Source organism: Vibrio sp. QJM3NY_39 (assembly GCF_057785895.1).
In genome coordinates, this window is sequence record NZ_CM173505.1 from 1,455,290 (window position 1) to 1,469,032 (window position 13,743).

The 13,743-nt window shown below is 45.4% G+C and carries 10 protein-coding genes; 8 read left to right on the plus strand and 2 right to left on the minus strand.

Annotation, left to right across the window (positions count from 1 at the left end; genetic code table 11):
* The first annotated feature begins 119 nt into the window (after positions 1 to 119).
* Positions 120 to 614 carry an outer membrane beta-barrel protein gene (locus tag AC3CHU_RS06555; RefSeq protein ID WP_017077897.1) on the plus strand — a complete coding sequence of 165 codons (495 nt, stop codon included), beginning with the start codon at positions 120 to 122 and terminating at the stop codon, positions 612 to 614.
* A gap of 173 nt (positions 615 to 787) precedes the next feature.
* Here AC3CHU_RS06555 and AC3CHU_RS06560 read toward each other — a convergent pair whose 3' ends face one another.
* Together AC3CHU_RS06560 and AC3CHU_RS06565 are read right to left on the minus strand one after the other, a co-directional pair.
* Positions 788 to 1,573, minus strand: coding sequence for a hypothetical protein (locus tag AC3CHU_RS06560; protein ID WP_488525270.1), 786 nt, complete (start codon positions 1,571 to 1,573; stop codon positions 788 to 790).
* Positions 1,494 to 2,261, minus strand: coding sequence for a hypothetical protein (locus AC3CHU_RS06565; protein WP_488525271.1), 768 nt, complete (start codon positions 2,259 to 2,261; stop codon positions 1,494 to 1,496). The genes AC3CHU_RS06560 and AC3CHU_RS06565 overlap by 80 nt, the downstream gene beginning before the upstream one ends.
* Before the next feature lie 553 nt (positions 2,262 to 2,814).
* Between AC3CHU_RS06565 and AC3CHU_RS06570 the strand changes: the two genes are divergently transcribed.
* From AC3CHU_RS06570 to pheT, 7 genes are all read left to right on the plus strand, one after another.
* Positions 2,815 to 3,600: a TetR/AcrR family transcriptional regulator gene (locus AC3CHU_RS06570; RefSeq protein WP_017074568.1), complete on the plus strand. Its 786-nt coding sequence runs from the start codon at positions 2,815 to 2,817 to the stop codon at positions 3,598 to 3,600.
* Positions 3,601 to 3,720: 120 nt separating this feature from the next.
* A complete protein-coding gene (locus tag AC3CHU_RS06575) occupies positions 3,721 to 6,246 on the plus strand; it encodes an efflux RND transporter permease subunit (protein WP_488525272.1) in 2,526 nt (841 codons plus the stop codon).
* Between the two features lie 44 nt (positions 6,247 to 6,290).
* On the plus strand, positions 6,291 to 7,112 hold the full coding sequence (locus tag AC3CHU_RS06580) for an outer membrane lipoprotein-sorting protein (RefSeq protein ID WP_488525273.1): 822 nt from the start codon (positions 6,291 to 6,293) through the stop codon (positions 7,110 to 7,112).
* 9 nt (positions 7,113 to 7,121) lie between these two features.
* A complete protein-coding gene (locus tag AC3CHU_RS06585) occupies positions 7,122 to 8,354 on the plus strand; it encodes a hypothetical protein (RefSeq protein ID WP_488525274.1) in 1,233 nt (410 codons plus the stop codon).
* A gap of 289 nt (positions 8,355 to 8,643) precedes the next feature.
* Positions 8,644 to 9,816 carry a diguanylate cyclase gene (locus AC3CHU_RS06590; RefSeq protein ID WP_488525275.1) on the plus strand — a complete coding sequence of 391 codons (1,173 nt, stop codon included), beginning with the start codon at positions 8,644 to 8,646 and terminating at the stop codon, positions 9,814 to 9,816.
* 391 nt (positions 9,817 to 10,207) lie between these two features.
* The gene (gene pheS / locus AC3CHU_RS06595) at positions 10,208 to 11,191 is read left to right on the plus strand and encodes a phenylalanine--tRNA ligase subunit alpha (protein ID WP_004734764.1); all 984 of its coding nucleotides are present in this window, start codon (positions 10,208 to 10,210) and stop codon (positions 11,189 to 11,191) included.
* Positions 11,192 to 11,209: 18 nt separating this feature from the next.
* The gene (pheT, locus tag AC3CHU_RS06600; RefSeq protein WP_488525276.1) at positions 11,210 to 13,615 is read left to right on the plus strand and encodes a phenylalanine--tRNA ligase subunit beta; all 2,406 of its coding nucleotides are present in this window, start codon (positions 11,210 to 11,212) and stop codon (positions 13,613 to 13,615) included.
* Positions 13,616 to 13,743: the final 128 nt, after the last annotated feature.

Here is a 13,743-nt window from a genome sequence, read left to right on the forward strand (position 1 = left end):
AAGGTTTAGGTATAAATCTTGCTTATTGCATTACTAATTGAATAGTTATTACATACAGGGCGACTTGGTGGCAATTTATTACCACTCAAGGCCTGCCACTAGGACGAAAAAGGTCGAATATGAAAAAAACGTTATTGGCACTAGCACTGCTAGGTGCATCTTCAACAGCAATGGCTGATTCTTGGTTGTACGGCGGCGTAATGGGTGGTCAAAACTCATTAGGTAATGAAGAAGAAACAGCGATGGGTATCCACGTGGGTACAGGCATCCTGCCACTAATCGGTATTGAAGCGGGTTACTGGGATCTTGGTTCTTTCGACAGCGTTAAGTACGGCAACCGTGACCTTACAAACCTAGATGCAAGCACTGCTTACCTAGCGATCAAGCCAAGCATCGACTTCGGTCCTCTTCACGTATACGCGAAGGCTGGTGTTCACTCTTACGATCTTAAATCTGACGGCTTCAAGCAATCAGGAGAGGATATCATGTACGGTGTAGGCGCTGAATACTTCATCTTTGGCCCACTATCTGTAGGCGCTAGCTACCAAAACTTCAAAATGAAAGATGACGACTCTGGCGTATTTACGCTAAACGCAACTATCCACCTACTGTAATTGTTTATAGTGAGTGACGAGCTGATAGTTAGTCACTTACTTACAGTTAATGATGGATGTTCGTTAAAGAGTTCGTAAGAATTCATAAAAAATGCCAGCTTGATAGCTGGCATTTTTGTATCTGTAGAATAGTAATGTCGCTGACTTAAGCGGTATAAGTTAAGCGAGCAGCGCTATTTCTTACTGTTTAGAATCTTCTGAATTCTTGGGTTAATCGCTTTGCCGTGTTGGCTTTCATACTCTTCGCGTTTCAAGTCGTTCAAGTTCTTCACTGAGTTAGCGGCAAGCAGGAACTGCGGCAATTCTGTTTCCAGCATGCCTTTCTCATCTAAACGCTTTGCTTCCAAGTAGTATTTCTTAAACAGGCCATCGAGCTTGTTTTCAGCCGTACGCTTTAAGTCGTACAGTTTGTTTTGGATTAACCACTTCTCAATCTTGTTCACAGCAGTGCGCGACAATACACGAATACGGCTATCAAGCAGCTCTTCTTCAGTCAAAGAATCTTTAAGGATCCAAAGCTCACCCATTTGCGGCGGCCAACTGTTTCCAAGTTGAATACGCTCATGGCAGTGCATTAGCACACGGTTAAGGCCGTCTGAGTCAACAGAGTGGGCAAACTCAAGAAACTTACCGCTCGGTTCACTACCGTATTGGTATTCCCACTGAGTTTCGTACACGCTCAAGAAAGAACCGAACACATGGATACACCAATCGGTTAGCTCAAGCTCTGCTGGATCTTGATCAACAACAGGCACTTGTTGAGACGCACCAGAGCCCGCAGCGTTTGGTGTCGCTACTTTTACTTCTGTACTTTGTGCTTCAATCACTTCAGGTACTTTAGGCTGTACTGTAGCGTCAGGAACAACAGGTTGAGCTGGCTCAGAAGGTTGGCTTTTTGCCTTTTTGAATGAGCTGCTGCCTGAAGCGTTCAGATGGGCTAAGCTTTTGTCTATACCCATTTCCTTGAGCTTGTCCTGCATTTCCTGAATATTGAGAGGTCTTCTGCTGTTGTTGTCTTTCATTTTGCTTCTCGTTAACTAGCCAGTACTGCAGCTTGGATTCAATCCGAGATAATGGCATTAATTCATTGGCTTTGGCTTTATACCAGAGGACAAATTTCTTCCATACTAAACTATGGTCACCGGTCAAACCGGAGAATTTAAACGCACGTTCTGCCCATGATGGTATCTCTTCTTCGTTGAGATCATGAGTAGAGACGGTGTTGCTGTTCATTGAGCCTCGGCTTTGTGGGCGAGGGGCATACTGCGTATGTTGCATCGGTGCCGGCGCTGGCTGAAACTTTGGTGCAGGTGCAGGTGCAGTAGAGTAAACCGGTATGCTATTGGTCGGTTGAGCTTCAACTTGAACCGCAGCTTGCTCTCTTTCAATGAGCATTTTGAAAACGTGTATTTCTTTTTTGTCTCGATAATCTACTTTTACTTTATCGAGAAAACCTTGGTCGACTAAGCACTTAAGGCAGTCGGCTAAACCGAACGTCGAGAGAGCACAAAGTTGACCTGCCGCTTGCAAGCATACATTGGTGTAACCGAATTCATCAGCACCATCTGCAAGCATCAATAAAACCAGCTTTTCTGCTGGGCTAGAAGTATTCACTTGCCAAGCTAAATAAGAATATTTGGCGCTCAATATCGTGTTCTCAAAAAAGGTAAGTCGTTGTCACTATTGTAAGTCACCCCTTACCGAATTTATAGCAACTTAACAGAAAACGACATTAGTAAGCCAAATATTGACCATAAGGAGAGGTCTGCCCCAAAAAGTAAGCCTACACTCATTCATTTTAGGTCAGAAGGTGGCTAAAGATGGGGTTTACGGTCGTATTTTTCGTGTCTGATTCTGCACCAAGGCTTAAAATAATGTGGTCTATTAACGTTCAGAATGAGCTTCTAACTTTCGTGTTGTCTTCATGAAAATGCCAACCTTCTCTCTCTAGTGACTGTTGATGATTTCTTTATCTACTTATTGACCTATTTATCCATACATTCATAAGTTGTATTTAATTTATAAAACACCTTGATATGATCAATATTTGCGCTATTATGACGATAAGTCAGAAATGACGAAGCGTCATAAAATGGTTAACCACATGAATTTACTATTCGTGTTAATATATTGGACAGGAGCGTTTTAAATGCTGATTAAGCTTAGGTAATAGCTAAGCTCAAATACGGACTGAAAAATTATGTTTGGCTTTGGTTGTAAAGGCGATAAACAAAGTATCTTTGGTTGCAAGGCGGTGCTGTCTAAGAAGCAGCAATCCATAGCCGACCGAGAAGTAGAATTGATGTTGTTAGCAAAAGATCTGGTTCGAGAACAAGGGTTCGGAAATCTAACGATGGATAGGCTAACGGCGGCAAGCTCTTATTCTAAAGGTACGATATACAATCATTTTTGCAGCAAAGAAGACGTGGTTTTAGCGTTATGTATTCATTCTCTAAAGTCTGAGGCACTGTTGTTTGCTCGTTCTGGAGAGTTTGAAGGCAACTCACGCGAAAAGATTGTGGCATTGCATGTTGCGTACCGAGTTTATGCTCGTATGGAACCGGTATTATCAACTTGCGCGATTATGGCGAAAAGCCCATGGGTACTAGAGAAAGCCTCCAGTGCACGCGTGGCCGAGATGAATCAATTAGAAGAAATCGTTATCGAACAAGCGGATCTGCTCGTCAATCAAGCAGTAGAAGCCGGTGACCTAAAGTTCTCTTCTGGCGTGGGTTCAGATGCCATCGTATTCGCCAACTGGTCAATCGCATTTGGTTCAAATGCTTTGTCTCAGAATGCTTCAAACAGTCATTGTATCAAGCGGTTACAAGACCCGTATTCAGTATTACATAACGCGAACATGATTTTAGACGGCCTCAACTGGCAGCCCCTTTCGAGTGATTGGGATTACCGTAAAACCTGGCGCCGTGTAGAACAAGAACTGTTCAGTGAAGAAGTCGCTTACTTAGAGTCAGTAGGTCGATAAGCTTCAACTAAGCCCACCTATGTGGGTTTATTAATAACCATTAGTGACGATTCGTCATAAACTTAAGTTTAGCCTAGTGTAGTTTTGGTTTTCTTGAGTGTATGACTAAGAATTGTGTTTTTGTCAGCTTCGGCTGGCTTTTTAAGACACAACTATGACGAATCGTCACAAATGGAGACTGTGATGGAACATGACAGCCAGAAGCCCGCTTTCGATCACCAAAATCGAGATAACCGTAATGTCGATAGCGTAAACGGGGATCTAAATAACAGTTGGCACTCAATACCGACCAAGCGTTCGTTTATCGTTCTGCTGGTGGTTTTTTCAATCATCATGCTCTCTGCATTAGGGGCGAAGAACCTCTACTTTAGAGGGGACTACAACATATTCTTCGAAGGCACCAACAAACAGTTGATGGCGTTCGATGAAATTCAAACTACCTTTGCGAAAACCGACAACCTTGCGATTGTTGTCGCACCTGAAGGCGGCAATGTCTTCACTCCAGAAACCCTCACCTTAATTCAAAACCTCACGGTCGATGCGTGGCAGATCCCGTACTCAAGCCGTGTCGATTCGCTTGCCAATTATCAGTATACCGAAGCCGTTGAAGACGACTTGTTAGTGGAAGACTTGCTGTACGAAGAATACGAGCACACGCCAGAGCGGATCGCCAAAGTAAAACAGATCGCGCTCAACGAACCACTGCTTAAGAATGCATTGGTATCGGCCTCCGGCGATGTGACCATTGTTAACGTGACGGTGCAATTGCCCGAAGTGGACAAAACGGCGGAAGTGCAAGAAGTCATTGCGGCCATCAACGCCATGATTGACCGCTACGAGGCACAATATCCTAATGTCGAATTCCACAAGGCGGGCATCATTGCCATGAATAACGCCTTTATGACCTCGGCTCAAGAAGACAGCTCAACACTGGTGCCGTTAATGCTGTTAGTGGTGTTGGTGTTCCTAACCTTTATGCTGCGCTCGTTCTTTAGCGTGCTTGCTACCTTAGTTGTGATTATCTCTTCGATTGTCGCGACCATGGGTTTGTCTGGCTGGGCAGGGATGTTCCTCAGCACCGCAACGGTTAACGTGCCAACCTTGGTGTTAACCCTTGCTGTTGCCGATTGTGTTCACGTGATTGTGACCATGAGACAAGCGATGCAACGCGGTATGGAGAAAGCCCAAGCCATTCAATACAGCATCAAGCTTAATGCGATGCCGATTTTGATTACTTCTGTCACCACCGCGATTGGCTTCTTGATGATGAACATGTCGGATTCTCCAGTATTGCGAGACTTCGGTAACTTGTCGGCATTGGGCGTGATCATCGCGTGTTTCCTATCCGTGACTATGCTGCCTGCGCTGTTAAAACTATTGCCAGTAAAGACTTTACCAGCCAATGAAGCAGCGGAAAGCAAAGTCACTTTCATGGATAAACTGGGCGACTTTGTCGTAGCGAACCGTAAAGCACTGCTGCCTATTTCTACCTTAGTGATTGTTGGCGCAGCCGCGTTAATTCCATTGAACAGAGTGAATGATGAATCGGTGAAGTATTTCGATACCTCAAGCGAGTTCAGACAAGCGGCAGACTTCATGGAACAGACCGTAAGCGGCATGACGACCATCAGTATTGCGGTGAAAACCAACGAATCTCAAGCGATTGCTGATCCTGTATTCCTGCAAGCGATTGGTGACTTTACCGATTGGCTACGCATACAACCAGAAACCGATCATGTGGCCACGCTTTCCGATGTTTACATGCGTTTGAATAAGAACATGCATGGCGATGATGACAGCTACTACCAACTGCCGCTTAACCGTGAACTTGCGGCGCAATACCTACTGCTTTATGAGATGTCTCTGCCTTATGGTTTGGACTTGAACAACCAAATCAACGTCGATAAATCATCGATAAAAATGGTACTGACGGTCGACAACCTAGGCAGCGTGGAATTGGTGGAACTCGAAGAGCGTATTTACTCATGGTTTGCAGCCAATGCGCCTCAATATGAAGTGGTGGCATCTAGCCCGTCGCTGATGTTTGCCCATATCGGGGAAACCAACATGGCGAGCATGCTATCAACTCTGCCTATCACCTTAGTACTTATCTCTGGCTTGATGATCTTTGCATTGCGCTCGGTTCGCTTGGGCATTATCAGCCTAGTACCAAACATTGCCCCGGCGATTATTGGCTTTGGTTTGTGGGCGCTTATCTCCGGTGAAATCAACCTTGGTCTGTCCGTCGTAGTCACGCTCACGCTGGGTATTGTTGTCGATGATGCGGTGCATTTCTTAAGTAAATACCAACGAGCACGATTAGAAGGTAAATCAGCAGAGGAAGCCGTTCGTTACGCCTTCCACACCGTCGGTCGCGCATTGTGGATCACCACGGTTGTGTTAGTGGCGGGTTTCTCTGTATTGGCGATGTCGAGCTTCAGACTCAATTCCGACATGGGCTTACTCAGTGCGATTGTGATTTTTATTGCGCTGGTGGTCGACTTCATCTTGTTACCAAGCTTGCTGATGATCTTCGACAAACAGACTCACTATTCAGATAAACCTCAGCACGAATCAAAGCTATCTAAAGAAGAGCAATCTAGCCCGTCTAAACCAGTTGGCGAACTGACTACTTCAACCAAATAAGGAATCGTCAGCCTGCTGCGGTGGGCTGACTCAAGGAGATCATTATGAATAGCTTTAAACAATCATTCGTTACTACATTATTTACCGTTAGCTCATTAACTGTCAGCACGTTAACAATAGGCACACTCGCAGCTTTTCCAGCGTTAGCCGACCCTGCAAAAGGTCTAGAAATTGCTGAACAACGTAAAGCCGTTGATATGGGGTGGGGTGATTCTGTTGCGACCATGGAAATGCTACTTCGCAACAAACAAGGCGAAAGTAGCTCGCGCCTAATGCGATTGAAGTCGTTAGAGGTTGATGACGATGGTGATAAAGGGCTGACCATTTTTGATGAGCCACGTGACGTAAAAGGTACGGCTTTCTTGAACCACTCACACATAGCGAAATCAGATGATCAATGGCTGTATCTGCCAGCATTGAAACGAGTAAAACGCATCTCTTCACGTAACAAATCGGGCCCGTTTATGGGCAGTGAATTTGCTTACGAAGACTTGAGCTCGTTCGAGCTAGGAAAGTACACCTTCAACTACATTGAAGACGCCAAAATCGAAGGCGTGGATACCTTTGTATTGGAGCAAGTTCCGACCGACAAAAACTCTGGCTACACCATGCAGAAAGTATGGCTAGACCAACAATATTACCGCCCAGTTCAAGTGGAGTTTTACGACCGTAAAGGCGCATTGCTAAAAACCCTGTCGTTCCAAGACTACAAACAATACCTAAACCAATACTGGCGCGCGCACATCATGTCGATGCAAAACCACCAAACAGGCAAAAGTACGGTATTAACCACGACAGATTTAGCGTTCCAGACCGGTCTTAAGGACAAGGATTTTCAAAAAAACACACTTAAACGTGCAAAGTAAGGCAAGAATATGAAAAGGATTGTGTTAACAGGAACGCAGTTATCCTTAACCTTGGCGGCGACCGTTGGGCTAATGCAGGTGTCGTTGCCATGTGTGGCGGCAGGTTTTAGCTCTGAGTTCGTAGAACAGGTCACCCCACAGCTCGCAGGGCAGGTTAACCTTGAACACAGGCAGTTCTTTAGCGACGGCTTGCAAGGGCAAGATAAAGGGCAAAGCTCACTGGTGTTGCAACCGGAGTTTTACTGGGAGCAACAAGAGGGCAATAGCAGCTTTACCTTCACGCCGTTTTATCGCCTAGACAGCGAAGACGATGAGCGAACCCATGGTGACGTTCGTGAAGCTCTGTACCTCAATTATTGGGACGATTATGAACTGCGAGTGGGTGTCGGCAAAGTGTTCTGGGGCGTGACTGAATCAGCGCACTTAGTGGACGTAGTAAACCAAACCGATGCGATTGAATCGGTCGATGGCGAATCGAAATTGGGTCAGCCTATGGTGCACTTTACGTCCATCAAAGACTGGGGAACCATTGATGCTATGTTACTGCCATATTTTCGTGAACGTACCTTTGCAGGGGGAGACGGTCGGTTAAGAACGCCCGTACCCGTTTCAGACGATGCGCTTTACGAATCATCGAAAGAAGAAAAGCACGTCGATGTAGCACTGCGCTATAGCCAAATGTACGGCGATTGGGATGTCGGTTTAAGTTATCTAGGTGGTACGAACCGAGACCCTTATTACCGTGTAGAAGGCAATGAGCTCAAGCCGTATTACGCGCAAATGCAGCACTTCGGGCTCGATGTGCAAGGCATTATGGGCGACTGGTTATGGAAGCTGGAAAGCATCTATCGTGACAGCTACGACAACCACACAGGTGTCGCGACAGGCTTTGAATACACATGGGTTGGCGCGCTAGAGTCGTATTGGGATATTGGCTTTATTGCTGAATATCTGTACGACAGCCGAGGCAACAATGCCCAAAGTGTCGGTCAAAACGATGTGTTTCTTGGAGCGCGCTTCGCCTTGAACGATGAAGACGGGACCGAGGTGTTAACGGGCATTACTCAAGACTTAGATAACAGCGATGTCTACAGTGCAAAGCTCGAAGCATCTAGCCGTATTAACAACAACCTCAAGTGGCGATTAAACGCATGGTTGTTTGAGAACGAAACCCCAGAAGACTTGTTGTTCTTTGCGCGTAAGGATGATTTTGTTGAACTGGCGTTGGAATATTATTTTTAGTATTTCCTACGAGTTAGTATTTCCAACCATTTAGCATGTCCAAAAAAAATGGCATTTCCAACAAGTTAGCATTTCCCGAAAAGCTAGCATTGGTTTCGTGAGGCGTTCTTGTTAAAGGGAACGTCTCAAATTTAAGATGAGCCATATTTAGAATGTTCAAAGTCGTATTTTTATAAAATGGATCAAACAATCGAATAGTCCCACAGGTAAAATGGTTATATTTTTCGAGCATCTATAACCTCCGAATATGCATGTGAAATGTGCTGGTGGTATCGGCCCTAAGGGATATATGAATTCATTCAATTGGGATAATAACTTTGAAACAGGCATTGGTGTCGTAGACGAACAACATCAATACCTTGTTGGTTTTATCAACCACTACGGAAACCTGTTGTCAGAGAATACTATCTCTATAGACGACATGAGCGTCGCTTTACTCGATCTCACACGCTATGCCGAATTTCATTTTAAAGAAGAAGAATCTTTAATGAGAGATTGCGGTGTATACGATTTACATATTGAAGAACACATCAAAGTTCATCGCATGTTTATGCGAGATATCTACAGCATGCAAGCATTCATCTTGGAAGAAGATCAGTCGTCAGCACGGCAGTTACTTGATTTCCTAATCCATTGGCTTGCATACCACATCCTCGGTATCGACCAAAACATGGCTCGACAAGTGGCCGCGATAGAAAAGGGGGCAACACCTCAACAAGCGTTTGAAGCAGAAGAAAAGCAGAAAGACTCGTCAACCATCCCTTTACTCGCTGCTCTTAACGGCTTATTTGAACAAGTCTCTGAGCGCAACAAACAGTTGTTACGCTTCAACCAGTTACTCGAAGAAAAAGTCGAGGAACGTACGGCAGAGTTAAAACAAGCGAACAAGAAACTTGAAGAACTGTCGTTAACAGATTCACTCACTAAATTACCTAACCGTCGCAGTGCTTTTAAACAGTTAGCGGTACATTGGCAAGACTCAAAAGAACTTGGCATGCCTTTAGTGTGCATTATGATTGATGCCGACCACTTCAAGCGCATTAACGACACCAGTGGCCACGATGCAGGTGATTTGGTGTTACAAACCCTCGCGCGTGAACTGAAAAATGCGTTTCGCAATGACGATATTGTGTGTCGATTAGGGGGCGATGAGTTCTTGGTGATTTGCCCAGATACCGACCTTAAAGGCGGTATGCACATCGCGGAAACGACTCGACAGAAAGTGTCTGAATTAAAGGTTGAAACCAGTAATCAAGTTTGGATTGGCAGTATTAGTGTCGGTGTGGCTGAAATAACCCAAGAATTCGGGTCCATGAATGAGTTGGTTAAAGCCGCCGATGAGTCCGTTTATTTAGCGAAAAACGCGGGCAAAAACAGCGTGTGCTCGATTCAGATATCGAACTCAGTTCCTTTAAAATCTAGAGCGCAGTTCCATTCAGATTTAGAGCACGGTTCACTTTAGACTTAGACTTAGACTTAGACTTAGACTTAGACTTAGAGCTCAGTTCACCTCAGATCCAGAACGTAGCTCGCTTTTAATTTAGAACATAACTTACGTCAGATTTAGAACACAGTTCACTTTAGTTTTAGAGCTCCGCTCGCTTCAAATCTAGAGCCTAGCCGCTTTAAATCTAAAACCTAGCTCACCTCCAAATAAAGAAGTGGAACCAGTAATTGTTCCACTTCTTCTTACTCCTCATTAATATCCTGTTAAATTTGCCGTGTTTTTAGTCAATAACTTGCTCTTTTAACGATTCAATTTGGCATTGTTAGCGTGTTTGATTAGTATGTGTAGCTATCTAAAAAAACTAATCATCCGATACGGACACTACCAACTGGTAGATGAGGAAATGATGCAACATCTAGAAGAGATCATTGCTAATGCAACGACTGCTATTGATACAGCAGATTCGTTAGTCGCACTTGATGAAGTGCGAGTTCAGTATTTAGGTAAGAAGGGTGAATTAACTCTTCAACTACAAAGCCTAGGTAAACTTCCACCTGAAGAGCGTCGCACTGCTGGTCAAGAGATCAACAAAGCGAAAGGTGCTGTTCAACAAGCGATCGCAGCTCGCAAAGACGCACTTCAACGTGCAGAGCTTGAAGCGAAACTAGCTGAAGAAACTATCGATGTGAGCCTACCAGGTCGTCGCATTGAGAACGGTGGTCTTCACCCAGTTACTCGCACTGTTGAGCGTATCGAACAGTTCTTTGGTGAGCTTGGCTTTAGCACTGAGTCTGGCCCTGAGATCGAAGATGCATTCCACAACTTTGATGCACTAAACATCGCAGACGATCACCCAGCTCGTACTGATCACGATACTTTCTTCTTCAACCCTGATCTAATGCTACGTACGCACACTTCTGGTGTTCAAATCCGTACGATGGAAAACGGCAAACCGCCTTTCCGTTTCATTGCTCCGGGTCGTGTTTACCGTAACGACTACGATCAAACTCACACGCCAATGTTCCACCAAGTGGAAGGTATGTTAGTTGATGAGAACGTAAACTTCGCACAACTTAAAGGTATTCTTAACGATTTCCTTTGTAACTTCTTTGAAGAAGAAGTTGAAGTGCGTTTCCGTCCTTCATTCTTCCCGTTCACAGAGCCTTCAGCTGAAGTTGACGTGAAACGTAAAGATGGCAAATGGCTAGAAGTTCTAGGCTGTGGCATGGTTCACCCTAACGTACTTCGCTCTGTTGGCATCGACCCTGAGAAATACTCTGGTTTTGCATTCGGTATGGGTGTAGAGCGTCTAACGATGCTTCGTTACGGCGTAAATGACCTTCGTGCGTTCTTCGAGAACGACCTTCGTTTCCTTAAACAATTCAAGTAATCCGGGGCAGTCAAAACTATGAAATTCAGTGAATCTTGGCTACGCGAGTGGGTTAAACCTGCAATTAACAGCGAAGAGCTAGCTCACCAAATCACTATGGCTGGTTTGGAAGTTGACGATGTAGAACCTGTTGCGGGTGTTTTCACCGGCGTTAAAGTAGGTAAAGTGGTTGAGTGCGGTCAGCACCCAGACGCAGACAAACTACAAGTTACAAAGATCGATATTGGTGAAGCCGATCTTGATGGAAATAAAGAGCTTTTAGACATCGTATGTGGTGCATCTAACTGTCGTCTTGGCCTAACTGTAGCAGTAGCAACAGTTGGCGCAGTACTTCCTGGTGACTTCAAAATCAAGAAAGCAAAACTACGTGGCGTTCCATCGCACGGCATGCTTTGTTCTTTCTCTGAGCTAGGTATCGACGTAGAGTCTGACGGCATCCTTGAGCTGCCAGAAGGCACAACGCTAGGTATGGACGTACGTGAGCTTCTTGAGCTTAACGACGTAACTATCGACGTAGACCTAACAGCAAACCGCGCAGACTGCTTCAGCATCCGTGGCCTTGCTCGTGAAGTTGGCGTACTAAACCGCGCAGACGTTACAGAGCCAACAGTTGAAGCTGTTGCAACAAGCATTGAAGACACAGTATCTGTTGAAATCAAAGCAACTGATGCTTGTCCACGTTACCTTGGCCGTGTGGTTAAGAACGTAAACGTGAAAGCGGAATCTCCAATCTGGATGCAAGAAAAACTGCGCCGTTGTGGTATCCGTTCAATCGACCCAGTTGTAGACATCACAAACTACGTGATGCTAGAGCAAGGCCAACCAATGCACGCATTTGATCTAGCTAAGATCGAAGGCGGTATCGTGGTTCGTCTAGCAGAGCAGGGCGAAAAGCTAACACTTCTAGATGGCAACGAAGCTGAACTTAACAGCAACACACTTGTTATCGCAGACCAAAACAAAGCACTAGCAATCGCTGGTATCTTTGGCGGTCAAGATTCAGGTGTTACGACTGAAACAACAGACGTACTTCTTGAAGCAGCATTCTTCGCACCGGATCATATCCGTGGTCGCGCACGTGCTTACGGCCTTCACACAGATTCTTCGCTACGTTTCGAACGTGGTGTTGATTCAACACTTCAAGCAGCAGCAATGGAGCGTGCAACACAGCTTCTAGTTGAAATCTGTGGTGGTGAAGTTGCGCCAGTAAACGGCAGCGAATCTGAAGCTGATCTACCTAAAGCAAACGTAGTTGCTCTACGTCGCGCTAAGCTAGACAGCCTATTAGGTCACGAAATCCCATCTACAGACGTAGTGGAAATTCTTACTCGCCTAGGCTGTGAAGTAGAGACGACAGACGCAGGTTGGACGGCAACGTCTCCATCTTGGCGTTTTGATATCGCAATCGAGCAAGACCTAATTGAAGAAGTAGGTCGTATCTACGGTTACGATAACATTCCAAACCAAGCGCCTAAAGCGGCACTTAAAATGAATGACCACAAAGAAGCTAACCAACCGCTTAAGCGCGTTCGTGACCTTCTTGTAGACCGTGGCTACCACGAAGCAATCACATACAGCTTCGTAGAACCAGAGCAGCAAAAGCTTGTTGTACCTGGTGTTGAGCCGCTAATCCTGCCATTCCCAATCTCTGCGGACATGTCAGCTATGCGTCTTGGCCTAATCCAAGGTCTTCTAAACACAGTTGTTCACAACCAGAAGCGTCAACAGTCTCGCGTTCGTCTATTCGAATCAGGCCTACGTTTCATCCCTGAAGCAACTGCTGAAAACGGCATGCGCCAAGAAATGATGCTTGCGGGCGTTATCTCTGGTACTCGTGGCGAAGAGCACTGGGACATTGCAACTAACACTGTAGATTTCTTCGATCTTAAAGGTGACCTAGAAGCAGTTCTTGAGCTTTCTGCAAACGAAATCGCATACAGCTTCAAAGCAGCTAAGCACCCAGCACTTCACCCAGGTCAAACTGCGGCTATCGTAGTAGATGGCAAAGAAGTGGGTATCATTGGTACTGTTCACCCAGAACTAGAGCGTAAGTTTGGTCTAAACGGCCGTACTATCGTATTCGAAATCGAATGGGCAGCTATCAACACTCGCGTGCTTCCAGAAGCAGTAGCCGTATCTAAGTTCCCTGCAAACCGTCGTGATATCGCAGTAGTTGTTGATGAAGCAGTTGCTTCTGGCGACATCGTTGAAGCGTGTATCGCTGCTGGTGGCGAATTCCTAACAGGCGCTAAACTGTTCGACGTATACGTTGGTCAAGGCGTTGAAGAAGGTAAGAAGAGCCTAGCAATCGCACTTAGCCTACAGTCTGTAGAGCGCACACTTGAAGATGCAGACATCGCTGGTTCAGTAGATGCTATCGTAGCTTCAATCTCAGAGAAATTCGGCGCAGCACTTCGCGACTAATCTCTTCTGATAGATAGAAAAACAAAGGCCTCGCATTGCGAGGCCTTTTTGTTTGTGTTGGGTAAGGAGTCGAGGGCTAACTCGAATTGTCGAGTAGACGACACTTGTTACCAAGTGCCGCCCCTCTA